This window comes from Microbacterium sp., assembly GCF_047602155.1.
GTDB lineage: Bacteria > Actinomycetota > Actinomycetes > Actinomycetales > Microbacteriaceae > Microbacterium.
The window spans coordinates 1,052,234-1,076,461 of sequence record NZ_JASGHZ010000001.1 but is presented as its reverse complement, the minus strand read 5'-3'; the positions used below and the strand labels follow the sequence as shown (position 1 = coordinate 1,076,461).

Genomic DNA, 24,228 nt, shown 5'->3' with positions numbered 1-24,228 from the left:
CGCGGTTTCGGCGCCGCCGGTGGGGGCGGGCGCGTCGGGGGCGGGCCCGGTCGGGCTAGCGTGGAGGCATGGCGCGCAGGATCGGGACCGAGGCGGGGCGGGCCGCCCTCGCCGCCGTCGCTGCGGCGGACGCCGTGCAGACCGCGCCCGCCCGCCCCGACCTCGCCACCGCGGTGCGGTACCTGCTGGAGCTGCTGGCCGAGAAGGCGCCGGGCGGCACCGTCGAGGTGCGGGTGCCGCCCTTCGGCGCCGTGCAGGTGATCGAGGGGCCGCGCCACACCCGCGGCACGCCCCCGAACGTCGTCGAACTCGACGCCGCGACCTGGATCGCCCTCGCCACCGGTGCCGAGGCGTGGCCGGATGCCGTCGCCTCCGGCCGTATCCTCGCCTCGGGCACGCGCGCCGACCTGTCGCCGCTGCTGCCGCTGCGGCCCTGATCCGCCCGGCCTATCGTGGAGCACGTGATCAGACTCGCCACGATCGGCACCAGCACCATCACCGAGCGATTCGCGGATGCCGTCACCGCGGTGGACGGCATCCGGATCGACGCGGTGACCTCGCGCGACGCCGCCCGCGGCCGGGCGTTCGCCGACCGCATCGGCGTCGCCCGGGTCAGCACCGACCTCGACGCGCTCCTGGCCGGAGGGGACGTCGACGCGGTGTACGTCGGGTCGCCCAACGGCGCCCATGCCGGCCAGGCCGCCCGGGCGATCGCCGCCGGGGTGCACGTCTTCCTGGAGAAGCCCGCGACCCCGACGGCGGCCGAGTTCGCCGCGCTGGTCGAGCACGCGCGGCGGCGCGGGGTCGTCGTCTTCGAGGGCATGCGCAACGCGTACGACCCGGGCCTTTCCCGGGTGTGCGAGCTGCTGCCCGAGATCGGCCCGGTGCGGCTCGCATCGTTCACCTACGGCAAGCGGTCGGCGCGCTACGACCTCGTCCTCGCCGGCGAGACGCCGAACATCTTCGACCCGGCGCTGGCCGGCGGCGCCCTGTTCGACCTGGGCGTCTATCCGCTGAGCGCGGCGATCGCGCTGTTCGGTGCGCCGAACGACGTCGCCGGACGTCTCGTCCCGGTCGCGACCGGCGCCGACGGCGCGGGCGCCGCCCTCCTCGCCTACGACGGATTCGTCGCGCAGATCGCGTTCTCCAAGATCGGGTTCACGGCCCGGCCCGACGAGATCCAGGGCGAGCGGGGCACGATCGAGATCGACGCGATCACCGACCCGCGCGAGATCGCCGTGACGGGGCTGGGCGGCATCCGCACCGTGCACCGCGTCGACGGAGCGGAGAACAACATGGTCTACGAGGTCGCCCGCTTCGCCGCCCTCGTGCGCGGTGAGGCGGATGCCGCCCCCGACCACGCCCGCACCCTCGCCGTGTTGCGGGCCGTCGAGGCGATCCGTGGCTGATCGGGCCGCACCCTCGCCGGCCTCGCCGCAATCCCCGCAGACGCTCGCGCATCTGCGTCGCGCCCGCGACCTCATGGACCGCGCCTACGCCGAGCCCCTCGACGTGCCGACGATGGCGGCGAAGGCGTTCATGTCGCCGGCGCACTTCTCCCGCGAGTTCCGCGAGGCGTACGGCGAGACGCCCTACGCGTACCTCATGACGCGGCGGGTGGAGCGGGCGATGGCGCTGCTGCGGGGCGGGATGAGCGTGACCCAGGCCTGCATGACCGTCGGCGCCACCTCGCTCGGGTCGTTCAGCTCCACGTTCACGCGGCTCGTCGGGGAGACCCCGAGCGCCTACCGGGCGCGTCCGCACGAGGCCGCCGAGGCGATGCCCGCGTGCACGGCCAAGATCCTCACCCGCCCGACCCGCTACGCCTGACCGGCCCGCTGGCATCCGCGGCGTCCGCCGCGCTCGGCGGCACCCAGGCCCGCCGCATCCGCGCCGCGAAAAACGGAAAAGTCGCGAAATACGGACGGATGCCGGCTGAACCATCCGTTTTTCGCGACATCTCCGTATTTCGCGACGCCCGCGACGCGCGCGATGCGACGCCCGCGACGCGACGCCCGGCGCCCGCGACGCAGGCGGCGGCGCGGTCGAGCAGGATCGGAGAAGCACCATCCGGGCCGGCATCCGTATCGTTGCCGCCATGACTGACATCGCCCTCATGTACTGCCCGATCACCGTCGACGACGTCGACGCCGCCATCGCGTTCTACAGCGACGCGCTCGGGCTCGAGCTCCTGGGCGACATCGCCTCCGACGGTCACCGCTGGGTCACCGTCGGCACGTCCGGCGGGTCCGGCGTCGCGCTCGTGCTCTCCGATCCGGGCGCCGGCCGTTCCCCCGAGGATGCCGAGGCGCTGCACCGCCTCGTCGCCAAGGGCTCGGGTCCGGGGCCGTACGTCTTCTTCGCCGCCGACCTCGATGCCGCGTTCGAGCGCGGGCGCGCCGCGGGCGCGGAGGTGCTGCAGGAGCCCATGGACCAGCCCTGGGGCACCCGCGACTGCGCCTTCCGCGACCCGGCGGGCACCCACATCCGCATCAACCAGGCGTGACAGCCCGCCGAGTGACCCCGCCCGCCGCGACGGCGGGTGGGACGCGCCGGACGACCTAGACTGGTGAGGTTCCGCCGTCCCCGATCCGATGGGTCTCGCCGTGCCTGACGCCGAAAGCGCTGCCGCGCGCGCCACCGCGCCCGCGGCACCCGCCGTGCGCGTCTTCACGACGCGGCACGTGCAGCTCGCGCGCGCCGCGCTGGCGGCGGTGGCGGCGATCATGATCACCTTCACGCCCGATCACTCCGCGACCGTCGGCCTGTCCGTCTTCAGCGGCTGGGCGACGGCGTCGGCGCTCGTCCTGCTGCTCGGCGCGTGGCTCGCCTACCCGCGCGCGCGCCGCGCGCTGCCGATCGTGCTTGGCGCGCTCATGCTCGTGGCCGGCATGGTGTCGGGCCTGCCCGGCATCCGTTCGACGACGCTGTTCTTCTGGCTGCTGATCGCCTGGGCGCTGCTGAGCGGCGCCGCCGAGCTGGGGTGGGGAGTGCGCGACCGCCGGCAGGGCCGCGACGACGCGCGCGACGAGATCCTCATCGGGGCGTTCACGATCGCTCTCGGCATCGCGCTGCTCGTGGTCAATCCGGCGTACCGCCTCGACTACTTCATCGCGGATGCCGGGCAGAGCTTCACCCTCACGGGCATCGCGATCGGGGTCGGCCTGTTCGGCGGCTACGCGGCGATCGTCGCGGTGTTCCTCGGCATCGCGGGCCTGTCGCCGCGGCGGGCGGGGGCTGTGGCGTGAGCGAACCGAACCTCGGGCCGCGTCCCGCGACGCGCCGCGACCTCATGAAGCCGGTGCAGCTGCTCGGGCTCGCCTTCGCCGCCGCGGTGTTCGGCGGCGGCGTCGCGCTCGTGTCGATGGGCTTCTTCACCGATCTGCCGGCGCCGGAGCCCGGTGAACTCGAACCGCACCTGCGCATCGCCCAGGTGGCGGGGGTCGTGGCCGGCATCTCGTTCATCGCGACGCTCGTGATCATCGCGCTGCTCATGCTCGCCGTCGACCCCGCCGAGATCACGCGTGAGGTCGATCACGGCGTGCTGCTCGACGAGAATCCCGCCGAGGGGGCCGCGGATGCCGCGGCACCGGCATCCGACGACGACACCGCGCCGCGCGACTGACGCGGCGCCGCGTGCGTCAGAGCTCGCCGACCAGCTCCGAAGCGAGGCCCGTGTAGGTCGCGGGGGTGAGGGCGAGCAGGCGCGCCTTCGCCTCGTCGCCGATGTCGAGCCCGCGCACGAACTCGGCGAGCTCGGGCCCGCCGACGCGGCGGCCGCGCGTGAGATCCTTCAGCAGCGCGTACGGGTCGGTGATGGCCGAGCGCCCGGCCACGATCTCAGCGCGCACGACGGTCTGGATCGCCTCGGCGAGCACCTCCCAGTTGGCGTCGAGGTCGGCCAGCAGCACGTCGCGCGACAGCGAGATCTCCTTGAGGCCGCGCTGCAGGTTGTCCAGGGCCAGCAGCGAGTGGCCGAACGCGACGCCGATGTTGCGCTGCGTCGTCGAGTCGGTGAGGTCGCGCTGCATCCGGCTCGTGACCAGGGTGGCGGCCAGCGTCGTGAACAGACCGCCCGCGATCTCGAGGTTCGCCTCGGCGTTCTCGAAGCGGATCGGGTTGATCTTGTGCGGCATGGTCGACGAGCCGGTGGCGCCGGCGACCGGGATCTGCGCGAAGAAGCCCATCGCGATGTACGTCCAGATGTCGGTCGCGAGATTGTGCAGGATGCCGCCGGCGTGACGCACGCGGTCGTACAGCTCGACCTGCCAGTCGTGCGACTCGATCTGCGTCGTCAGCACGTTGAAGTGCAGGCCCAGCCCCTCGATGAACTCGCGCGAGAGCGCCGGCCAGTCCACGTCGGGGGCGGCGGCCAGGTGCGCCGACCAGGTTCCGGTCGCCCCGGAGAACTTCGCCAGGTACTCGCCGCCCGCGATCTGCGCGGCGACCCGGCGCAGGCGCCACGCGAACACGCCCAGCTCCTTGCCCATCGTCGACGGGGTCGCGGGCTGACCGTGCGTGCGCGAGAGCATGGCGGCATCCCGATGCTGCTCGGCGAGGGCCGCGATGGCGTCGATCACGACGTGGAGCTTCGGCAGCCACACGTTCTCGACGGCGCGCTTGACGGTGAGGGCGTACGAGGCGGAGTTGATGTCCTCGCTCGTGCAGGCGAAGTGGGTGAGCTCGGCGACGGCGTCGAGCCCGAGGGCGGTGAGCCGGTCGCGCACGAGGTATTCGACGGCCTTCACGTCGTGCCGGGTGACCGACTCGGTCGAGGCCAGCCAGTCGATCTCGGCCTGGCCGAAGTCGCGGTACAGCGCCCGCAGCGCCTCCTGCTGGGTCGCATCCAACGGCGTGGCGCCGAACAGGCCGCGCCCGGCGAGGGCGATGATCCACTCCACCTCGACCTCGACGCGCGCCCGGTTGAGCCCGGCCTCGGAGAGGTAGTCGGAAAGACCTGCGACGGCGCCGCGGTAGCGGCCGTCGAGCGGGCTCAGGGGCTGGTCGGCGAGAGTTGTCAAGGCGCGGGCTCCGATCGGATGGGCGGCGGGCGCCGGGCTCGACGCGCTTATGCCGACGGCCGGATCGCGGGTTCGAGTTGCCGGAAGAGCGCCCGGCTCGCGCTTTCGATCATACCGAGCACCTCGTCGAACATCTCCGGCTCGGCGTAGTACGGGTCGGGCACGTCGAGGCTCCCCGCCGCCTCGTCGAACGAGAGCAGGAGGGCGAGCTTGTCGGCGTCGGCGCTGGTGCGCGCCCAGCCCGACAGGATGCGCTCGTGCGAGCGGTCGAGCGCGACGACGAGGTCGTGACGGTCGAAGTCGCCGGGGGTGAACTGCCGGGCGCGGTGGCGGGTGCCGTCGTATCCCCGCCGGGCGAGTGCGTCGATCGCGCGGCCGTCCGCGCGTTCGCCGACGTGCCAGTCGCCCGTGCCCGCGCTGGCCGACACGACGCGTTCGCCGAACCCCGACCGGTCGGCGAACGCCCGGAAGATGACCTCGGCCATCGGCGAGCGGCAGATGTTGCCGGAGCACACGAACACGACGCGGAAGGGCTCGACGTCGGCACGCATCTGTTCATTGTGCCTCGTGCGACCGGCCCTGCACAGCCTCCTGCACAGGTGCCGATTTCGGCGAACTGTCCACAGATCGTGCCTTCGCGCTCCCACGGGGCGCCGGCAGCCGTCAGGCTGTCGGGATGGATGCCGTCCCCGTACCCCCGACCCTCACCGCGCTCGCGAGCGCGCGCCGCCTCCTGGCCGAGGCCGCGACGGATGCCGCCGACCTGAGTCGCACCGCGACCGCCATCGCCGCCGCCACCGACTGGCGGTCGCGTGCCGCCGACGGCTTCCGCGGCGCCAGCGCGCGGCTGCGCGACGAGCTCGACGCCCTCGATCGGCTGATCGCCCTGAGCGACGGCGACCTCGCGGCACGGCAGTGCGCCGAGGTCTCCGCGATGGTGGAGCGGTGGTCATGAGCGTCAGCGCGCCCGCCGACGACCTCGACATCCGCGGCGGCGGGGTCGTCGCGGTCGACACCCAGCTCCTGCGCGACGCCGCCGCCCGGCTGACCCTGCTCGCCGCGGCCTGCGACCGGGTGCACGACGTGCTGGCCCGGGCCACCGGCATCCTGCTCGACGCCGGGATCTGGCTGTATCCGCCGGCGCGGGAGGCGACCGCGGCGGGGACGGATGCCGCGGCCATCGCGGCCGACCTGCGCAGCCTCGCCGACACGTACGAGTTCGCGGAGCTGGCGGCCGAACTCGAGGTGGCGCGGGCGGCGGGCGACCTTGACGTCGTCGCGCGGCTCACGGGGCGTCAGCGCGAGCTCGCCGACGCCGATCCGCTGGTGAGCCTGCGTGCCGCGTGGCTGACGGGGCAGTGGCGCCTCGGCGTCGGCGGGGGCCTCGTCGACCAGTTCGAGCCCACCGGGTCGAGCTTCGGCTCCCTGGCGCTGCTCCTGAACGCGCTGCTCGCCGTCGTCACGGCCTGGGGCCACGGCACCCCCGACCGGCCGCTGACCGGCAGCGCCGAGCCGGTCTCGACGCCGGTGCTGCGGCGCTCCGCGACCACCGCGCCGGAGTCGCTGGAGCAGCTCCTGGCGCGCATGCCGGGCGGCGGTGACAGCCGCATCCGCATCGAGGAGTACACGATGCCCGACGGGTCGCACGAGTACGTCGCCTATGCTGCGGGCACCCAGACGGTGGCCCCCGGGGCGTCGAGCGATGCCTTCGACATGCGCTCCAACATCGAGCTGTACTCGGGGGAGCGCGCGGCGTCGTACGACGCGATGCTGCAGGCGCTCGCCGACTCGGGCGCCCGGCCGGGCGACACGGTGCACCTCGTCGGCTACTCGCAGGGGGCGATGGTGGTCAGCGCCGTCGCGCTGGCGGGCACCTACACCGTGTCGACGATCATCACCGCCGGCAATCCGGTGCAGCCCGCCGTCGGCGGCGACACCCTGAGCGTCGCGCTGCGGCACCGCGACGACCCGGTCTCGGCCCTGTCCGACGGCGGCCGGGCCGGCGGGACGGGAGCGACCGGGAGCTTCGTCGCCGAACGCACCGTGGAACGCCCGCCGTGGGACGACGGGGCGCTCGCGGCGCACGAGTTCGACGAGTACCTTGCGACGGCGCGGCAGCTCGACGATTCGTCCGACCCGCGGATGGATGCCGTCCGCGACCTGTTCACCGAGCTGGAGGAGGCGGCATCCGTCGAGGTCACCGTCTACGGCGCCGAGCGACCCGCGCCGCCCCCGCAGCCCGCGCCCGAGGTGTCGCTCGAGCTGTTCAGCGGCGGGACTTCCGCTGCGGACGCAGGATGATGCCGATCACCCAGTTGATGAGCGAGATCACGAGGGCCGCGAGGACGCCGAGCCAGAAGTCCTCGACGCGCAGCCCCCAGCCCCACCAGTGCGTGAGCCAGGCGGTGATCCACAGCAGCAGTCCGTTGATCAGCAGCGAGATGAGCCCGAGCGTGAGGATGTAGAGCGGGAACGCGACGATCTTGATGACCGTGCCGATGAACGTGTTCACGAGCGCGAAGATCGCCGCGACCGCGAGGAGGGTCAGCACGAGCTGCAGCGTCTCGCCGGGCGCGAAGGCGATGACCTCGACGTGCAGCGGCTCGATGAGCGTCACGACCCAGAGGGCGAAGGCGTTGATGACGACGCGGATGAAGAAGCGCATTGTTCCGTCAGTCTGCCACGGCGTCGTCGAGAGGCTCGAGGTGTGCCCCGAGTTCGGTGGCGAGGTCTTCGAGCGCGATCGCACTCTGGGCGACGCGGAGCACGAGGTCGAACGCCTCGTCGTTCGTGAAGGTCGTGCGGAATCCGTTGATGCGGAGGAACGTGAAGGTGAGACGCAGCGAGAGGCGCTTGTTTCCGTCGAAGGGGGGATGGTTCTGCGCGAGCGAGGAGAACAGCGCCGCCGCCTTCAGCTCCAGTGTCGGATAGGCGTCCTGCCCGAACATGCCGGCTGACGGACGCGCCAGCGCCGAGAACAGCAGCCCCTGGTCGCGGACATGCAGCCCCATTCGCTCGACCACGGCCATGGCCTGGGGCGGCTCGATGTAGAGCGTCATGCGTCTTCGAGTCGTCGGAGCGCGTCCGCGTACTCGAGCGCGACCTCAGCGTCGGCAGCGAGCACCAGCTCAGTCTTCGCCTCATCGGACACGAATCGGTTCGCAGCCTCGATCACGACAGCGTGCTTGGACGTGTGCCGTGCGCGAGCCAGCGCCTCCAGCTTGGCGTCGAGGTCTTCGGGGAGTCGCAGTGTCATCGCCATACCAGAATGATACCGCCACCAGTTCGGTATCACCAGGCACGGCGGCGGCGACGTCGGCCGTTCGGTCGCGGCATCCTGCGGGTGCGGCGCGCGAACACCCGCAAATCGCCGCGATCGAAAGCAGGATGCCGCGCCCGCGCCCGGCATCCGTAGACTCGTCGCGTGACCGATCTGCCCGTCCGCATCCGTCCCGAGATCGCCGCCCTGCCCGCCTACCGGCAGGGCAGACAGGCCGGCGCCGACGCCTTCAAGCTGTCGAGCAACGAGAACCCGTTCGAGCCGCTGCCCTCGGTCGTCGCGGCGGCGCAGGCGGCGACGCCGTTCCACCGCTACCCGGATGCGTCGTCGCCGCGGCTGCGGGCGCGCCTGGCCGAGCGGTTCGGCGTGACCGACGACGCCGTGCACATCGGGGCCGGGTCGGTGTCGATCCTCTACCAGCTCGCGCAGGCGACGGCGGCTCCCGGCGACGAGATCCTCTACCCGTGGCGCTCCTTCGAGGCGTATCCGAACCTGCCCGCCCTCACCGGCGCGACCGCGGTGCCCGTCCCGAATGCGCCGGATGCCGGCCACGACCTGACCGCGATGGCGGATGCCGTCACCGACCGCACGCGCATGGTCATCGTGTGCAGCCCCAACAACCCCACGGGCCCGGTCGTCACGCAGGCGGCGTTCGACGCGTTCCTCGCGCGCGTCCCGGCCGACGTGCTGGTGGTGCTCGACGAGGCGTACATCGAGTTCGTCACCGATCCGGCCGCCGTGCGCGGCGAGACCGTGCTGGCGGACGGGCTGCGCAACGTCGTCGTGCTGCGCACCTTCTCGAAGGCGTACGGCCTGGCGGGGCTGCGGGTCGGCTACGCGGTGGGGCATCCGCGCATCCTCGACGCGGCGCGCAGCACCGGCATCCCGCTGTCGGTCACCGCCGCCGCCGAAGCGGCGGCGCTCGCGAGCCTGGATGCCGAGGACGAGCTGCTGGCCCGGGTGGCGACCCTCGTCGCCCGCCGCGACGCGCTGGTCGCGGCCCTGCGTGCCGCGGGCTGGGACGTGCCCGACGCGCAGGGCAACTTCGTGTGGCTGCCCGCCGGCGAGCGGGCGCTGGAGGTCGCGGCGGCGTTCGATGCGGCGGGGCTCATCGTGCGTCCCTTCGCTGGCGACGGCGTGCGCATCTCGATCGGCGAGGCCGAGGCCCTCGACCGCGTCGCCCAGGTCGCCGCCCCCCTCGCCCCCTGACCCCCTGACCTCCCTGGCGCCGCCGCGCCCCCGCGCCGCCGCGCCCCCTGACCTCCCTCGCCCCTCGCCCCCTGACCTCCCTCGCCCCGTGCCCGTGCCGCCGCGCCGCCGCGCCCCTCGCGCCGTGGCGCCGCCGCGCCCTCGCCTTCGGCTACGCGGTTCGGTCGCGGCGTTTTGTGGGTGTCGCGGCGTTGCACCCGCAGTTCGCCGCGACCGAATCGCTGTGGCGGGGTGTCGTGTTGTTGGGTCGCGGCGTTTTGTGGGTGTCGTGGTGCTGTACCCGCAGTTCGCCGCGACCGAATCGCTGTGGCGGGGTGTCGTGTTGTTGGGTCGCGGCGTTTTGTGGGTGTCGTGGCGTTGCACCCGCAGGTTGCCGCGACCGAACGGGAAGGGAGCGCTGGTGGTATCCGACGGCGAAAACGCGGATGCGTTGTGCATCGCATGCAGCACCCCGCATACACCGGGCGCTAGCGTGAAGGAATGACCTCGCCCGACGACCCGGCCCTCGTGCGCGTCCTGGCCTCCGACGGGACGTTCGCCCCGACGCCCGAGGCCGAGCGCTACCTGCCGCTCATCGATGCGCTCGCCGACGCAGAGCTGGAGACCCTCTACCGCGACATGGTCGTGGTCCGCGCCTTCGACCGCCAGGCCACCAACCTGCAGCGGCAGGGGCAGCTCGCCCTGTGGCCGCCGTCGCTCGGTCAGGAGGCGGCGCAGGTCGGCTCGGTGCGCGCGGCGCGCCCGCAGGACCACCTGTTCCCCTCGTACCGCGAGCACGTCGTCGCGACGACCCGCGGCGTCGACCCGATCGACATCATCCGCGTCATGCGCGGGCTCACGCACGGTGGCTGGGATCCCACCGATCCCACCAACGGCAACGTGCACATCTACACGCTCGTGCTCGGCTCGCAGACGCTGCACGCCACCGGGCTCGGGATGGGGCTCGTGTTCGACGGGCGCTGCGGCACCGGCGACCCCGCCGCCGACGAGGCCGTCATCGTCTACTACGGCGACGGCGCGTCGAGCCAGGGCGACGTGCACGAGGCGATGGTGTTCGCCAACTCGTACCGCACGCCGCAGGTGTTCTTCCTGCAGAACAACCACTGGGCCATCTCGGTGCCGGTGGCGACCCAGTCGCGCGCGCCGCTGTACCACCGCGGTGCCGCCTACGGCATGCCCTCGGCCCTCGTCGACGGCAACGACGTGCTCGCCAGCTACGCCGTCAGCCGCCTCGCCCTCGACGAGGCGCGCGCGGGCGGCGGGCCGCAGGCCATCGAGGCGGTGACGTATCGTATGGGCGCGCACACGACCAGCGACGACCCGACGAAGTACCGCACGTCCGACGAGGAGCAGTCGTGGGGCCGCCGCGACCCCATCGCCCGCATGCGTGCGTATCTGGAGGGCCGGGGCGCCCCGGCATCCTTCTTCGCGGAGGTGGATGCCGAGGCCAGCGCCTACGCCGACGACGTGCGCGTGCGCACGAACGCCCTCGGCGAGCTCGCGGCCGACACGATGTTCGCGCACGTGTACAGCGACGCGCATCCGCTCGTCGCCGAACAGGCGCGGTGGCTCGCCGACTACGAGGCCTCGTTCGAGGGGGGTGCGTCGTGACGGTGCTGCCCTTCGCCAAGGCCCTGCACGCGGGCCTGCGCGCCGCCATGGCCGCCGACGACCACGTGCTCATGATGGGCGAGGACATCGGGCGCCTCGGCGGCGTCTTCCGCGTCACCGAGGGCCTGCAGGCCGAGTTCGGCGAGCGCCGCGTGCTCGACACGCCGCTGGCCGAGTCGGGCATCGTCGGCACGGCGATCGGGCTCGCGATGGCCGGGTTCCGGTCGGTGTGCGAGATCCAGTTCGACGGGTTCGTGTTCCCCGCGTTCGACCAGATCACGACGCAGCTGGCGAAGCTGACGAACCGGCACGAGGGTGCGATGACGTTCCCCGTCGTGATCCGCATCCCGTACGGCGGCCACATCGGCGCCGTCGAGCACCATCAGGAGAGCCCCGAGGCGTACTTCACGCACACGCCGGGCCTGCGCGTCGTGAGCCCCTCGACGCCGAACGACGCGTACTGGATGATCCAGGACGCCATCGCCTCGCCCGACCCCATCATCTTCCTCGAGCCCAAGGCGAAGTACTGGATGAAGGGCGAGGTCGACACGACCGAGCGGGCCCTGCCGCTGCACGCGTCGCGCATCGTCCGCCGCGGCACCGACGTCACGCTCGTCGGCCACGGCGCCATGGTGACGACGCTGCTGCAGGCCGCCGCCATCGCCGAGGGCGAGGGCACGTCGTGCGAGGTCGTCGACCTGCGCTCGCTGTCGCCGATCGACTACGGGCCGATCCTCGACTCGGTGCGCCGCACCGGGCGGATGGTCTACGCCCAGGAGGCGCCGGGCTTCACCTCGCTCGGGTCGGAGGTGGCGGCATCCGTCATGGAACGCGCCTTCTTCGCCCTCGAGGCGCCCGTGCTGCGGGTGTCGGGCTTCGACGTGCCGTTCCCGCCCGCCAAGCTCGAGGGCGTGTACCTCCCGGATGCCGACCGCATCCTCGAAGCCGTCGACCGCGCCCTTGCCTACTGACCCCCGCCCGTGTCCCCGACCGCGAGACTGCACTGGTGCACCGAGACGGCAGCTGCCGACCGCAGTCTCGGTGCACGGATGCGGTCTCGCGGGATGATGGAGATGGATGTGGAGATGTGGAGATGAGGAGAACCGCATGAGCACGCAGACCTTCCACCTGCCGGACGTCGGCGAGGGACTGACCGAGGCCGAGATCGTGCAGTGGCGCGTCGCGCCCGGCGACACGGTCGCCGTCAACGACGTGCTGGTCGAGATCGAGACGGCCAAGTCGCTCGTCGAGCTGCCGTCGCCGTTCGGCGGCACGGTCGGCGACCTGCTCGCCGCCGAGGGCGACACGGTGACCGTCGGCGCCGCGATCATCACGATCGCGGGCGGTGCCGACACGACGGATGCCGCCGCCGGCCGTTCGGCGCACGGCGCGCCCGAGCCCGAGGACGGCGGCGCCGTGCTCGTCGGCTACGGCACCGGCACCGGCGCGACCAGCCGCCGCCGGGTGCCGCAGCAGCGCACGGAGACCGTGAAGGCCTCGGTGGGCGTCGTCGCCAAGCCCCCGGTGCGGGGGCTCGCGCGCGACCTCGGGGTGTCCCTGGCCGACGTGACGCCGACCGGCCCGGCCGGCGAGGTCACCCGCGACGACGTCGTGCGGCACGCCGAGCAGGCGTCGGTGTTCCGCAACCTCGCCACGCCCGACCGCCCGGCGGAGCGAGAGTTGACGATTCCGGTCGCGGCGGAGGTCGCGGCATCCGCCGTCGCGCCGCGCGTGCAGGGTCCGGCCGCGCCGGTGCGGCAGGCGCCCGCCCTCGACGACCGCGAAGAGGCGATCCCGGTCAAGGGCGTGCGCAAGGCGACCGCGAACGCGATGGTCGGCTCGGCGTACTCCGCGCCGCACGTGTCGGTGTGGACCGACGTCGACGCGACCCGCACGATGGAGCTCGTCAAGCGCCTGAAGGCCTCGCCCGACTTCGCCGACATCCGCGTCTCGCCGCTGCTGATCATGGCGCGCGCCGTGATCTGGGCGGTGCGGCGCACGCCGCTCATCGGCGCCGCGTGGATCGACCGCGAGGACGGTACGGCGGAGATCCGGGTGCGCAACTACGTCAACCTCGGCATCGCCGCAGCGACCCCCCGGGGTCTGCTCGTGCCGAACATCAAGGACGCGCAGGATCTGTCGATGCGCGAGCTGGCGAAGGCCTTGGAGAAGCTCACGCTCACGGCGCGCGACGGGCGCACGACCCCGGCGGATCAGCAGGGCGGCACGATCACGATCACCAACATCGGCGTCTTCGGGATGGATGCCGGCACCCCCATCATCAACCCCGGTGAGTCCGGGATCGTCGCGATGGGCACGATCCGCCAGAAGCCCTGGGTCGTCGACGGTGAGGTGCGGCCGCGGTTCGTCACGACGGTGTCGGGCTCGTTCGATCACCGCGTCATCGACGGCGACGGGATGAGCCGCTTCATCGCCGACATCGCCTCGATCCTCGAGGAGCCGGCGCTGCTGCTCGATTGAGCGCCGGTGTGCGGGTGAGCCGGGCTCGCCGGCGCACCAACTTGAGAACGATTATCAATACGGGTACGCTCGTCGCATGCCTCGCAAGAACCTCCGCCCCGCCCTCGTGCCCGCCGTCCTGACGGCCGCAGCGCTTCTTCTCTCCGGCTGCTCCGGATCGGCCTCGCCGAGCGGCACCTCCGACGGCGGGACCATCGCCGTCGTCGCGTCGACCAACGTCTACGGCCAGATCGCCGAGACCGTCGGCGGCGACCACGTCGAGGTGACCTCGCTCATCGCGTCGTTCAGCCAGGATCCGCACGAGTTCGAGGCGAGCGCCTCCGACCAGCTCACGGTGAAGAACGCGCAACTGGTCATCGAGAACGGCGGCGGCTACGACCCCTTCGTCGACAGCCTCGTCGAGGCCGCCGGCACCTCCGCCCCGCTGATCAGCGCCGTCGCCTTCTCGCCGCAGTGGTCCGGCGACGACCCGACGCAGCCCGTCGAGGGCTTCAACGAGCACGTCTTCTACGACCCGCAGGTCATGGTGGAGGTCGCCGACGAGATCGCGACCCAGCTGGGCAAGATCGATCCGGATGCCGCGGCCGAGTTCACCGCGAACGCTCAGGCCTTCGCGGACGACATCGCCGCGCAGGTCACGCCGATCCTCGACGAGGTGGCGGCCGCCCACTCCGGCGAGAAGTTCTTCGTCACCGAGCCCGTGCCGGCCTACCTCGCCGAGGCGGCCGGGCTCGTCAACGTCACGCCGGACGCGTTCAGCGAAGCGGTAGAAGAGGGCAACGACGTGCCCCCGGCCACGCTGCTCGAGGCGCTGAACCTCATCGGTTCGGGCGATGTCAAGGTAGTCTTCATCAACGCACAGGCCGCGGGCGCCGAGACGACCGAGGTCGAGAACAAGGCGGCCGAGGTCTCGGTGCCGGTGATCAAAGCCTCCGAACTGCTTCCCGATGGAAAGACCTACGTGACGTGGATGGCCGACATGGCGACCCAGCTCCAGAACGCCCTCTCTCAGTGAGCCCGGCGCCCAGCCCGCTGCACATCACCTCCGCCGCGCTCACGCGCGGCGGACGTGTGCTGTGGAGCGGGCTCGACCTCACGGTCGAGCCCGGCGAGCTGGTCGCCGTCCTCGGCCCGAGCGGCGCCGGCAAGACGACGCTGCTGCGCGCCATCCTGGGGCTGGAGCAGTTGAGCTCGGGCACCATCGAGGCCGCCGGAGTGGTGCGGCGGGCAGGGCACCCGGGAGGCAAGGGCAGCCGCCGCATCGGGTACATCCCGCAGCAGCGTCCCCTCCCGCGCGAGACGTCGCTGCGCGGGCGCGACGTCGTCGCCCTCGGGGTCGACGGCCACCGCTTCGGCCTGCCGCTGCCGCGGCGCGGCGACCGCGCCCGCATCGACGCCCTCATCGACGCGGTGGGCGCGCGGGAGTTCGCCGACCGGCCGGTGGGACTGCTGTCGGGCGGTGAGCAGCAGCGGCTGCGTGTCGGCCAGGCGCTCGCCGACGACCCGCCGCTGCTGCTGTGCGACGAGCCGCTCACGAGCCTCGACCTCGCCAACCAGCAGGCCGTCGTGGAACTCATCGACCACCACCGGCGCACGCGCGGCGCGGGCGTGCTGCTGGTCACCCACGACATCAACCCGGTGCTGGGGTCGGTCGACCGCATCCTCTACCTCGCGGGCGGCCGGTTCACACTCGGCACGCCCGACGAGGTGCTCACGTCCGAGACGCTGACCGGACTGTACGGCGCACCCGTCTTCGTGCTGCGCGCCGGCGGCCGGCTCGTCGTGGTCGGCGCGCCGGACGTCGCCGAGTCGGCGCACCACCACGACGCGCACGCGCACGACGCGCACGCGCACGGGGGGCACGACGCATGAACTGGTCGGACATCGGCGACGCCCTCTTCGGCGGCGCGGCCCACTACGGCGAGATCCTCGCCCTCGTGCAGAACTCGGTGTGGGCGGGGCTCGTCCTCGGCCTCGTCGGGGGCCTCATCGGAGTCTTCATCATGCAGCGCGACATGGCGTTCGCCGTGCACGGCATCAGCGAGCTGTCGTTCGCGGGCGCCGCGGCGGCGCTGCTGTTCGGCTTCGACGTCGTCACCGGGTCGATCCTCGGGTCGCTCACCGCGGCCGCGCTGATCGGCCTGCTCGGCGCCCGCGCGCGCGACCGCAACTCGATCATCGGCGTGCTGATGCCGTTCGGCCTCGGCCTCGGCATCCTCTTCCTCTCGCTGTACAACGGTCGCAGCGCGAACCGGTTCAGCCTGCTGACCGGCCAGATCGTCTCGGTGCAGAACGCCCAGCTCGGGTGGCTGATCGTGCTGTCGGCGATCGTGCTCGTCGCGCTGCTGCTGATCTGGCGGCCGCTGCGCTTCGACTCGCTCGACCCGCAGTCGGCCGCCGCCCGCGGCGTCCCGACGCTGGCCGTCTCGTTCGGGTTCATGCTGCTGCTCGGCGTCATCGTCGCCGTCGCGGTGCACATCACCGGTGCGTTGCTCGTGCTCGCCCTGCTCGTCACCCCCGCCGCCGCGGCGATGCGCGTGAGCACGGGCCCGCTGGCGGTGCCGCTGCTCAGCGCCGCCTTCGGGGTCGCGGCGGCCGTCGGCGGCATCCTCCTCGCCATCATGGGAACCCTGCCGGTCAGCCCGTACATCACGACGATCTCGTTCCTCATCTACGTCGTATGCCGCATCGTCGGCGCGCGCCGCGACCGCACGACCCGCGACTGAACCCGTGCCCGCAGATCACGCCCAGCAGGCTCCAAGACCCGCGGCCTAGACTCGGGGCATGGCCCAGCGCAACACCTGGCAGCGCGAGCGCGTGCGCGAGGCGCTCGCCGACGCGACCGGCTTCGTCAGCGCGCAGAGCCTGCACGCGACGCTGCGCGACGAGAACACCGGAATCGGCCTGGCCACGGTGTACCGCGCGCTCGCGACCCTCGCCGCCAGCGGCGAGGCCGATCAGCTGCAGAGCCCCGACGGCGAGGCGATCTACCGGGCGTGCGCCAGCACCGGCCACCACCACCACCTCATCTGCCGCTCGTGCGGCCGCGCCGTCGAGATCCAGGCGCACGAGGTCGAGGCCTGGGCGCGCCGCACCGCGTCGGCGCACGGGTTCACGCAGGCCGAGCACGTCGTCGACATCTTCGGGCTGTGCGCGGACTGCGCCGCCGCGGAGGCCGCGGATTGAGCGACGTCCGGTCGCCGCGGGTCGCGGCATCCGTTCGTCCCGCGCCCGCGCACGGGACGCCGCATCGTGACCACGGCGCAGGCCCCGCCCGCACCGCGCTCCTGGTCGGCGCCGGGGTGCTGGCGGTCGCGGCGCTCGTCGTCGTCGCGCTGCTCTCGCCCGGCCCCGCCCTGCCGACCCGCATCCAGGACGGTCTGACCCTCGCGATCAGCGTGCTCATCGAGTCGCTGCCGTTCGTCATGCTCGGCGTGCTGCTGTCGATCGTCGTGCAGGTCTGGGTGCCCCCGGGAGCGATCGAGCGATGGATGCCGCGCCGTGCCGGGGCGCGCCGCGCCGTGCTGTCGCTGCTGGGCATGCTGATCCCGGTGTGCGAGTGCGGCAACGTGCCGTTCGCGCGCGGCCTCATGATGCGCGGATTCGGGGTCGCCGAGACCCTCACCTTCCTCGTCGCGGCGCCCATCGTGAACCCCATCGTCATCATCACGACGCATCAGGCGTTCGGATTCGACGACGGCATCCTCGTGGCGCGGCTGCTCGGCGGGTTCGCCGTCGCGAACCTGATCGGGTGGCTGTACAGCCGGCATCCCGATGCGAGTGCCCTCCTCACCGAGCGCTTCGTCGCCAGCTGCGCGGTGCGTCACGGGGACGAGCACGACCACGCGGCGGGCAAGGGCCGGCAGAGCCTCGCCCAGTTCGTCGTCGAGCTGCGCGCCGTCATGCCCGCTCTCGTCATCGGATCGGCCCTCGCCGGCGCCGTGCAGGTGCTCGTGCCGCGCAACGCGCTGCTGGCGATCGGGTCGAACCCGGCCCTGTCGATCATCGCGATGATCGCGCTCGCGATGATCGTGTCGATCTGCTCGAACGTCGACTCGTTCTTCGCCCTGTCGTTCGCCTCGACATTCACGCCCGGCTCGATCGTCGCGTTCCTCCTCGTCGGCCCCCTCGTCGACGTCAAGATGCTCGCCCTGCTGCGCACGACCTTCCGCACGAAGGTGCTGGGCGGGCTCGTCGTGATCGTCATCCTGTTCGCCATCGCCGTCGGATCGGTGGTGAACCTCCTTGCGTGAGGTCTGGAGCGGGATCGGCGCGCGGCTGCTGGGGGTGGGCCTTGCGGCAGGCCTCGCCGCCGTCACGATCGCGCTGTGGCTCACCGGGCAGCTCGGGCTCTACATCAATCCCGACTCGGCGTGGTTCGCGGTCTCGATGGCGGTGCTCGCGCTGGTGGGGGCGACGGCGAGCTGCGCGCTGCCGCGCGGCGCCGAGGCCGACCACGGGCACGACCACGGCGGCGGGGACGCCGGCGGAGATGGGCACGGCGGCGGGCACGACCACGGTGGTGAGCACGGCGCCGGCGGCAGGCATGCGCCTGGGCACAGCGCCGGCGCGGGAAGCGGGCACGGGCTCGGCGGCTCCCACGGCGGCGAGGTTCATCCGGCGCAAACCACGGCCATTGCCGCGGATGGGCGCGATTCGCGACGGATGAACGGGGCGGTGGATGCGTCATCCGGCGCAAACCACGGCCATCTCGCCCGGACGACACGATTTGCGACGGATGAGCTTGCGACGGATGAGCGAGATGGCCGCGGCCCCGGGACGAGCCCGGCATCGGAGACACGCGCCGCCGCCGCGTCGCGCTCCGCGCCCGCCGCGTTGGGCTCCGCAGCCCGTACCGCGCCGGGCGCCGCAGCCCGCGCCGCGCTGGGCGCCGCGACCCGCACCGCGGCCACCGTCACCGGTGGCGTCCTGGCCACGGCGGTCGTCGCGGCCGTCGTGCTCACACCGCCGGCGACGCTGTCGGCCGAACTGGCCATGCAGCGCGACACCGGGGCTCCGCCGCTGTTCCAGGGCGCCGACACGATCGCCCTCGCCGCCACCGGCGACACCGCGTCGTTCGGCGTCGGCGAGTGGGCGAGCGTGTTCGCGACGGCGACCAATCCGCAGGCGTTCGACGGCGACGAGGTGACCCTCACGGGTTTCGTCACGCCCGCCGCCGGCGGCTTCGACCTGACCCGCCTGGTCATCACGCACTGCGTCATCGACGCCCAGCCGGCGAGCGTGCCGATCGCGGTGGATGCCGGCATCCCCGGCACCGGCACCTGGGTCACCGTCACCGGCACGATCCGCGACAGCGACGGACGGCTGCAGATCCAGGCGTCCAGCGTCGAGGTCGTTGACCAGCCGAAGGATCCGTATGAGTACTGACGGCTCCCGCCGCGCGCGCACGCGCCGGCGCCGTTCGCGCGCGTTCATCGGCGCGTTCGCCGTCGTCGTGGCCGTGCTCGCGACGCTCGGCCTGGCCGGCGCCGCGCTGACGACGGCGCAGGGCCCGCGCGTCACGCAGGTGAGCGTCGACCCGGAGGCGGCGGCATCCGCGGCCGGCTCTCGCCTCATCGTCACGACGACGCAGTCGCTCGCCGAGGTCGACGCGTCGCAGGTCACGGTCGAGCCCGCCGCCGACTTCACGGTGGACACGTCGGGGCGCAGCGTCGGCATCCGGTTCGCGCAGCCGCTGTGGGACGACACCGCCTACACCGTCACGATCGCGGGGCTCGTCGGCGTGGGCGGGGGACCGGTGGCGACCATCACCGAGACGTTCTCCACTCCGGCGCTGCACGCGTTCGTGCTGCAGCGCGGGGCGGGCGGCGACACGATCTTCCGCACCGACCTCACCGGCACGGCGGGGGTGCCGGTGTTCACGAACGACCACATCGAGGACTTCCGCGCGACGGCGAGCCACCTCGTGGTCTCGACCCTCGACACCGACCAGCATTCGCACCTCATCGTCACGGACCTCGACGGCTCGGGCGAGCGCGAGCTGACGCTGCCCGGCGACGGCGTCGTCACGAACCTGCAGAGCGCCGACCGCGGCGACCTCGTCGGCTACACCTTCACCGATGCGAGCATCGGCACCGCCGGGGCGCGGGAGAGCATGCTGTTCACGGCATCGCTCACGTACGCGCAGCGCGCTGCCGACCCGACCGCCATCGAGCGCACCGGCGGCGACTCGCGCGTCGACAGCTGGCGGTTCGTGCCCGGCACCGACACGATCCTCATGCTCACCTACGACGGGGCGCTCACGCTCGTCTCGCCCGGCGGCGACCCCGTCGCGCTCGGCAACGCCATGACGATCGAGGGCCTGGCGCGCGGATCGACGACGGTGATCATCGGACGCGTCGACGGGCCCGTGGCGCTCGACCTCGCGTCGGCGCAGGAGACGCCGCTTCCGGCGACCGACCCCGCGCTCGGGCAGGTCAACGCCGTGACCCCGATGGCGAACGGGTCGACGCTGCGGGTGCTCGCCGTGCTCGACGGGTTCACGGTGCGCTCCACGACGGTGAACCTCGTGGACGCGACCGGGGCGGCGACGCCGGTGTTCTCGGTCGACCCGAAGGACATCCTCATCCAGACCTGCGTGTCGCCGAGCGGACGCTACGCCGCGTTCCTCGTCGCGCCGGATGCCGTCTCGAACGCCTACGACGGATACCTGCTGCCCCTCCCCGAACGCGTCCAGACCCACGTCGTCGCGCTGACCGACGACGGCGGCGACACGGCGGGCACGGAGGTCGTCGCGCTGTCCGGTTTCGACATCTCGTGGTGCCAGACCCCGCCGCGCCCGTGAGCGCCGCACCGGGTGGCCGCCCTCGCCGCAAGGATGCAGGAGCACTCGTGAAAATCGAGCCCGAAACGGGCGATTCCGTCACTTCAGTCACACCCGCTCCTGCAGGTTTGCGCGGGCTCATCCCCGCGACGCGCGAACTCGCCCGCGGAGGCGGAGGCGGGGTGACGGTCGGCGGCGCCGTGCTAGACTGACTCTTTGTCTGCGCGCACTCCAGCACGCAGTTCGCACCCCCACCTCTCAGCGTGCCGGATTCGGTGTGCTCCGACGCGGGGTGCAGACAAGGGATCTTGGGTGGGGCCGTCCGGCCTCACGGTATTAAGGAGTAATCACCATGGCAGCAGTGTGCCAGGTGACCGGAGCGGTTCCCGGCTTCGGTCACAACATCTCGCACTCGCACCGCCGGACGAAGCGTCGCTTCGACCCGAACGTGCAGAAGAAGACCTATTACGTTCCTTCGCTCGGTCGCAAGATCACGCTGAACGTCTCGGCCAAGGGCATCAAGGTCATCGACGCCCGCGGCATCGAGTCGGTCGTGAAGTGACCTCATCGCGAAGGGTGTGAAGCTCTAATGGCGAAGAAGGCTCAGGACGTCCGTCCGATCATCAAGCTGCGCTCGACCGCCGGCACGGGGTACACCTACGTGACGCGCAAGAACCGCCGCAACAACCCCGACCGCATCGTGCTGAAGAAGTACGACCCGGTGATCCGCAAGCACGTCGAATTCCGAGAGGAGCGCTGATCTCATGGCCAAGAAGAGCAAGATCGCGCGCAACCACCAGCGCGAAGAGGTCGTCGCCCGCTACGCCGAGAAGCGTGCCGAGCTGAAGAAGACCCTCGTCGACCCGAACGCCACCGACGAGGCCCGCGAGGCCGCTCGTGTCGGCCTGCAGAAGCTGCCGCGCAACGCGTCGCCGGTGCGCCTGCGCAACCGCGACGCCATCGACGGCCGCCCGCGCGGCCACCTGTCGAAGTTCGGCATCTCGCGCGTGCGCTTCCGCGACATGGCGCACCGTGGCGAGCTGCCCGGCGTGACCAAGTCGAGCTGGTAATCCGCTTGCCGTGAAGGCCGGGGTCCCGAAAGGGTCCCGGCCTTTCGCTGTGCGCCCGGCATCCCGGCGCGTCGGCCGCGCGCCCGATCGAGGGATGCCGGTAGTCACATCCGTCACTCCCGTCACACCAGACGGGCGACACGCCGGGGAAGATGACGTCGGATGGCCGGAAATCCGCGGATTTCCGGGGTTTCTGGGTATATTCGGGGGCGGTCCATCCGACCAACCCGGGTGCACGACACCCGGTTCCGAAGTAACTGAAGGCGGCAGAAGCTGCCGTCTGGAGGAAACCCCATGGCTATCACCAAGACCGAACTCGTCGCCAGCATCGCCAGCGCCACCGGCGAGAGCCAGGCCACCGTCGGCCGCGTCGTCGACGGCCTGTTCGCCGCTGTCACCGAGGCCGTCGCCAAGGGCGAGAAGGTCACGATCCCCGGCTTCCTGTCGTTCGAGCAGGTCGCCACCGCCGCCCGCACGGGCCGCAACCCGCAGACCGGTGCGGAGATCAAGATCGCCGCCGGCAAGCGCGTCAAGGTGACCGCGGGCTCGAAGCTCAAGGCCGCCGCGAAGTGAGTCGAGGCGGGTCAATGTTGCGCAGCAACGTTGACGCGCCTGCGACTCAGGTTGAGTAGCCGCGCCTTGTGCGCGGCGTATCGAAACCTTCGCGTAACCACGACAGAGGGGGATGCCGGCCGGCATCCCCCTCTGTCGTGCCGGTCGCGGCGCCGCGCGTAGGCTGAACGGGTGACTGCGCCCGCCGCCCGCGACACCGGCACCCTGCGGCTGGTCGGGCCGATGATCCTCGTCGGGGCGGCGCTGATCGCCCTCGTCGCCGGGCTCGCCTACGGCGGCGGAGCCGCGCAGCTGCTCACGGGCGACCCCGGCCCGATCGTGCGCTGGGGCCTGCCGGTGGCGACCCTCGCCGTGAACCTCTCCGCCGCCACGATGGTCGGCACCCTCGTCCTGGCCCTGTTCGCCCTGACGGCCGGGGAGCGCCCCTTCGACACCGCGCTGGATGCGGCATCCATCGGCGCCGCGGTGTTCACGGTGGCCAGCGCCGCGACCGCGTTCTTCACGTTCCTCAACGTTCTGAACCCGGAGCTCAGCGCGGGTGCGGAGTTCGGCGCGCAGCTGGGCCGCTTCCTCACGCAGACCGAGCCCGGGCGCGCCTGGGCGCTCACGACGATCGCCGGGGCCATGCTCACCGTGCTCGCGTTCGCCGTGCGCGGCTGGACGTCGACGCTCGTCGTCGCGGCGCTCGCGATCGGGGCGCTGATCCCGATGGCGACGCAGGGGCACTCCGGCGCCGAGTCGGGTCACAACACCGCCGTCACCGCCCTCGCCCTGCACATCATCGGCGCCGCGGTGTGGCTCGGCGGACTGCTGCTGCTGGTCGTCGTGCGTCCCGGCCTCGACCGCGCGCGGCTCCAGGCGGCGACGGCCCGCTACTCGACCCTGGCCCTCGCGGCCTTCGTCGTGGTGGCGCTGTCGGGCGTCGCGCGGGCCGTCGTGGGGCTGCTGACGTGGGAGAACCTGCTCTCGCCGTACGGCGCGATCCTGGCGGTCAAGGTCGCCGCGCTCCTGGCGATCGGCGCGCTCGGCGCGTGGTACCGGCGGCGGCTGATCGCGCGGTTGACCGAGGATGCCGCCTCCCGGCGCTTCTGGGGACTGATCGCCCTGGAGCTGGCCTTCATGGGCGTCGCCAGCGGCGCGGCCGTCGCGCTGTCGCGCACGCCGCCGCCGGTCGACACGACCCTGCGCGCCCAGACGCCCGCCGAGGTGCTCACCGGGTCGCCGCTGCCGCCCGAGCTCACGCCGGTGCAGTGGGTCACGCAGGGGAACATCGACGTGCTGTGGGCGTTCGCCGCCGGTTTCGGGATCTTCTTCTACCTCGTCGGCGCGTGGCGGCTGCACCGCCGCGGCGACCGCTGGCCGCTCTACCGCAGCGTGCTCTGGGTGTGCGGCATGCTGCTGCTGCTGTGGGTCACGTCCGGGGCGATCAACGCGTACCAGGAGATCCTGTTCAGCGTCCACATGCTCGGGCACATGCTGCTGACGATGGCGATTCCCATGCTGCTCGTCTTCGGCGCGCCGATCACGCTCGCCTCGCGTGCGATCCGCAAGCGCGACGACGGCACCCGCGGCGGGCGCGAGTGGATCCTGTGGGCCGTGCACACCCCGTTCGCGCGGGTCGTGACGCATCCGCTGTTCGCGGCGGCGATGTTCATCGGGTCGCTGTGGGCGTTCTACTACTCCGACCTGTTCCGCTGGACCCTCTACGACCACCTCGGCCACGAGTGGATGGTGGCCCACTTCCTCATCTCCGGCTACCTGTTCGTGCAGTCGCTCGTCGGCATCGACCCGGTGCCGCTGCGCCTCCCGTACCCGTTCCGGCTCCTGACGCTCCTCGGCGTCATGGCGATGCACGCCTTCTTCGGCCTCGCGATCATGATGTCGACGGGGCTGTTCGTCGCGGAGTGGTTCGGCTCGATGGGGCGCACGTGGGGCGAGGCGCCGCTGGTCGATCAGTACACCGGTGGCGGCATCGCGTGGTCGATCGGGGAGATCCCGACGCTCATCCTCGCGATCACGGTCGCGATCCAGTGGAGCCGCTCCGACGAGCGCGCCCAGCGGCGGGCCGACCGCCAGGCCGACCGCACCGGCGACGCCGAGCTGGAAGCCTACAACGCGCGCCTGGCCGCCCTCGCCGAGCGCGACGCCCGCCGCGGCGAGTGATCCAACCCGTGCTGCACGGGTTCGGTGCTACACTGA

The 24,228-nt window shown here is 72.3% G+C and carries 28 protein-coding genes and 1 pseudogene; 24 read left to right on the top strand and 5 right to left on the bottom strand.

The features are described from left to right. The first annotated feature begins 68 nt into the window (after positions 1–68). The 6 genes from QM720_RS05160 (at position 69) to QM720_RS05135 (ending at position 3,625) form a co-directional block, all read left to right on the top strand. On the top strand, positions 69–437 hold the full coding sequence (locus tag QM720_RS05160) for a sterol carrier family protein (protein WP_415125082.1): 369 nt from the start codon (positions 69–71) through the stop codon (positions 435–437). A gap of 24 nt (positions 438–461) precedes the next feature. Beyond that, positions 462–1,409 carry a Gfo/Idh/MocA family protein gene (locus QM720_RS05155; protein ID WP_415125081.1) on the top strand — a complete coding sequence of 316 codons (948 nt, stop codon included), beginning with the start codon at positions 462–464 and terminating at the stop codon, positions 1,407–1,409. A 73-nt stretch (positions 1,410–1,482) separates the two neighbouring features. Continuing rightward, on the top strand, positions 1,483–1,830 hold the full coding sequence (locus tag QM720_RS05150; protein WP_415127815.1) for a helix-turn-helix transcriptional regulator: 348 nt from the start codon (positions 1,483–1,485) through the stop codon (positions 1,828–1,830). 268 nt (positions 1,831–2,098) lie between these two features. After that, entirely contained in the window at positions 2,099–2,506 is a 408-nt protein-coding gene (locus QM720_RS05145; RefSeq protein WP_415125080.1) for a VOC family protein, read from the top strand. A gap of 100 nt (positions 2,507–2,606) precedes the next feature. Beyond that, on the top strand, positions 2,607–3,248 hold the full coding sequence (locus QM720_RS05140; protein ID WP_415125079.1) for an acyl-CoA synthetase: 642 nt from the start codon (positions 2,607–2,609) through the stop codon (positions 3,246–3,248). Further along, a complete protein-coding gene (locus QM720_RS05135) occupies positions 3,245–3,625 on the top strand; it encodes an amino acid transporter (RefSeq protein WP_415125078.1) in 381 nt (126 codons plus the stop codon). The genes QM720_RS05140 and QM720_RS05135 overlap by 4 nt, the downstream gene beginning before the upstream one ends. 16 nt (positions 3,626–3,641) lie before the next feature. Here QM720_RS05135 and purB read toward each other — a convergent pair whose 3' ends face one another. Both purB and QM720_RS05125 read right to left on the bottom strand, forming a co-directional pair. Further along, positions 3,642–5,021: an adenylosuccinate lyase gene (purB, locus tag QM720_RS05130; RefSeq protein ID WP_415125077.1), complete on the bottom strand. Its 1,380-nt coding sequence runs from the start codon at positions 5,019–5,021 to the stop codon at positions 3,642–3,644. 47 nt (positions 5,022–5,068) lie between these two features. Further along, positions 5,069–5,572 carry a low molecular weight protein-tyrosine-phosphatase gene (locus QM720_RS05125; RefSeq protein ID WP_415125076.1) on the bottom strand — a complete coding sequence of 168 codons (504 nt, stop codon included), beginning with the start codon at positions 5,570–5,572 and terminating at the stop codon, positions 5,069–5,071. A 125-nt stretch (positions 5,573–5,697) separates the two neighbouring features. On the opposite strand from QM720_RS05125, the gene QM720_RS05120 reads away from it, so the two are divergent. Further along, complete coding sequence (locus QM720_RS05120) at positions 5,698–5,976, top strand: hypothetical protein (protein WP_415125075.1); 279 nt, start codon at positions 5,698–5,700, stop codon at positions 5,974–5,976. Then, complete coding sequence (locus QM720_RS05115; RefSeq protein ID WP_415125074.1) at positions 5,973–7,322, top strand: hypothetical protein; 1,350 nt, start codon at positions 5,973–5,975, stop codon at positions 7,320–7,322. Before QM720_RS05120 ends, QM720_RS05115 begins: the two co-directional genes overlap by 4 nt. Here the strand turns inward: QM720_RS05115 and QM720_RS05110 are convergent. The 3 genes from QM720_RS05110 to QM720_RS05100 are packed head-to-tail and all read right to left on the bottom strand — an operon-like array spanning position 7,288 to position 8,283. Continuing rightward, entirely contained in the window at positions 7,288–7,686 is a 399-nt protein-coding gene (locus QM720_RS05110) for a phage holin family protein (protein ID WP_415125073.1), read from the bottom strand. The two genes, QM720_RS05115 and QM720_RS05110, sit on opposite strands and share 35 nt — an antisense overlap. A gap of 7 nt (positions 7,687–7,693) precedes the next feature. Then, positions 7,694–8,080 (bottom strand): type II toxin-antitoxin system death-on-curing family toxin, encoded by a 387-nt coding sequence (locus tag QM720_RS05105; RefSeq protein WP_415125072.1) that lies wholly within the window; start codon positions 8,078–8,080, stop codon positions 7,694–7,696. Next, the gene (locus tag QM720_RS05100) at positions 8,077–8,283 is read right to left on the bottom strand and encodes a ribbon-helix-helix protein, CopG family (RefSeq protein ID WP_415125071.1); all 207 of its coding nucleotides are present in this window, start codon (positions 8,281–8,283) and stop codon (positions 8,077–8,079) included. The genes QM720_RS05105 and QM720_RS05100 overlap by 4 nt, the downstream gene beginning before the upstream one ends. 162 nt (positions 8,284–8,445) lie before the next feature. Between QM720_RS05100 and QM720_RS05095 the strand changes: the two genes are divergently transcribed. From QM720_RS05095 to QM720_RS05020, 16 genes and pseudogenes are all read left to right on the top strand, one after another. Further along, positions 8,446–9,510, top strand: a complete 1,065-nt coding sequence (locus tag QM720_RS05095; RefSeq protein ID WP_415125070.1) for a histidinol-phosphate transaminase — start codon at positions 8,446–8,448, stop codon at positions 9,508–9,510. A gap of 480 nt (positions 9,511–9,990) precedes the next feature. Then, complete coding sequence (locus QM720_RS05090) at positions 9,991–11,121, top strand: thiamine pyrophosphate-dependent dehydrogenase E1 component subunit alpha (RefSeq protein WP_415125069.1); 1,131 nt, start codon at positions 9,991–9,993, stop codon at positions 11,119–11,121. Then, complete coding sequence (locus QM720_RS05085) at positions 11,118–12,092, top strand: alpha-ketoacid dehydrogenase subunit beta (protein WP_415125068.1); 975 nt, start codon at positions 11,118–11,120, stop codon at positions 12,090–12,092. Before QM720_RS05090 ends, QM720_RS05085 begins: the two co-directional genes overlap by 4 nt. Before the next feature lie 136 nt (positions 12,093–12,228). After that, a complete protein-coding gene (locus QM720_RS05080) occupies positions 12,229–13,602 on the top strand; it encodes a dihydrolipoamide acetyltransferase family protein (RefSeq protein ID WP_415125067.1) in 1,374 nt (457 codons plus the stop codon). A 76-nt stretch (positions 13,603–13,678) separates the two neighbouring features. Further along, positions 13,679–14,617 (top strand): metal ABC transporter solute-binding protein, Zn/Mn family, encoded by a 939-nt coding sequence (locus QM720_RS05075; RefSeq protein WP_415125066.1) that lies wholly within the window; start codon positions 13,679–13,681, stop codon positions 14,615–14,617. Further along, positions 14,614–15,474 (top strand): metal ABC transporter ATP-binding protein, encoded by an 861-nt coding sequence (locus tag QM720_RS05070; protein ID WP_415125065.1) that lies wholly within the window; start codon positions 14,614–14,616, stop codon positions 15,472–15,474. The genes QM720_RS05075 and QM720_RS05070 overlap by 4 nt, the downstream gene beginning before the upstream one ends. Beyond that, positions 15,471–16,328 carry a metal ABC transporter permease gene (locus tag QM720_RS05065; RefSeq protein WP_415125064.1) on the top strand — a complete coding sequence of 286 codons (858 nt, stop codon included), beginning with the start codon at positions 15,471–15,473 and terminating at the stop codon, positions 16,326–16,328. The genes QM720_RS05070 and QM720_RS05065 overlap by 4 nt, the downstream gene beginning before the upstream one ends. Positions 16,329–16,386: 58 nt before the next feature. Then, positions 16,387–16,788: a Fur family transcriptional regulator gene (locus QM720_RS05060; RefSeq protein ID WP_415125063.1), complete on the top strand. Its 402-nt coding sequence runs from the start codon at positions 16,387–16,389 to the stop codon at positions 16,786–16,788. Then, the gene (locus tag QM720_RS05055; RefSeq protein WP_415125062.1) at positions 16,785–17,855 is read left to right on the top strand and encodes a permease; all 1,071 of its coding nucleotides are present in this window, start codon (positions 16,785–16,787) and stop codon (positions 17,853–17,855) included. The genes QM720_RS05060 and QM720_RS05055 overlap by 4 nt, the downstream gene beginning before the upstream one ends. Next, positions 17,848–18,990, top strand: a complete 1,143-nt coding sequence (locus tag QM720_RS05050) for a TIGR03943 family putative permease subunit (protein WP_415125061.1) — start codon at positions 17,848–17,850, stop codon at positions 18,988–18,990. Before QM720_RS05055 ends, QM720_RS05050 begins: the two co-directional genes overlap by 8 nt. Beyond that, positions 18,980–20,407: a hypothetical protein gene (locus tag QM720_RS05045; protein ID WP_415125060.1), complete on the top strand. Its 1,428-nt coding sequence runs from the start codon at positions 18,980–18,982 to the stop codon at positions 20,405–20,407. Before QM720_RS05050 ends, QM720_RS05045 begins: the two co-directional genes overlap by 11 nt. Before the next feature lie 331 nt (positions 20,408–20,738). After that, positions 20,739–20,976 (top strand): annotated as a pseudogene (gene rpmB, locus QM720_RS05040) (50S ribosomal protein L28). Continuing rightward, the gene (gene rpmG, locus QM720_RS05035; protein WP_005051772.1) at positions 20,976–21,146 is read left to right on the top strand and encodes a 50S ribosomal protein L33; all 171 of its coding nucleotides are present in this window, start codon (positions 20,976–20,978) and stop codon (positions 21,144–21,146) included. Before rpmB ends, rpmG begins: the two are co-directional and overlap by 1 nt. A 4-nt stretch (positions 21,147–21,150) precedes the next feature. Continuing rightward, positions 21,151–21,456: a 30S ribosomal protein S14 gene (gene rpsN / locus QM720_RS05030; RefSeq protein WP_028496288.1), complete on the top strand. Its 306-nt coding sequence runs from the start codon at positions 21,151–21,153 to the stop codon at positions 21,454–21,456. A gap of 294 nt (positions 21,457–21,750) precedes the next feature. Continuing rightward, complete coding sequence (locus QM720_RS05025) at positions 21,751–22,029, top strand: HU family DNA-binding protein (RefSeq protein WP_415125059.1); 279 nt, start codon at positions 21,751–21,753, stop codon at positions 22,027–22,029. 222 nt (positions 22,030–22,251) lie between these two features. Continuing rightward, entirely contained in the window at positions 22,252–24,192 is a 1,941-nt protein-coding gene (locus QM720_RS05020) for a cytochrome c oxidase assembly protein (RefSeq protein ID WP_415127813.1), read from the top strand. The last annotated feature ends 36 nt before the right edge of the window (positions 24,193–24,228 follow it).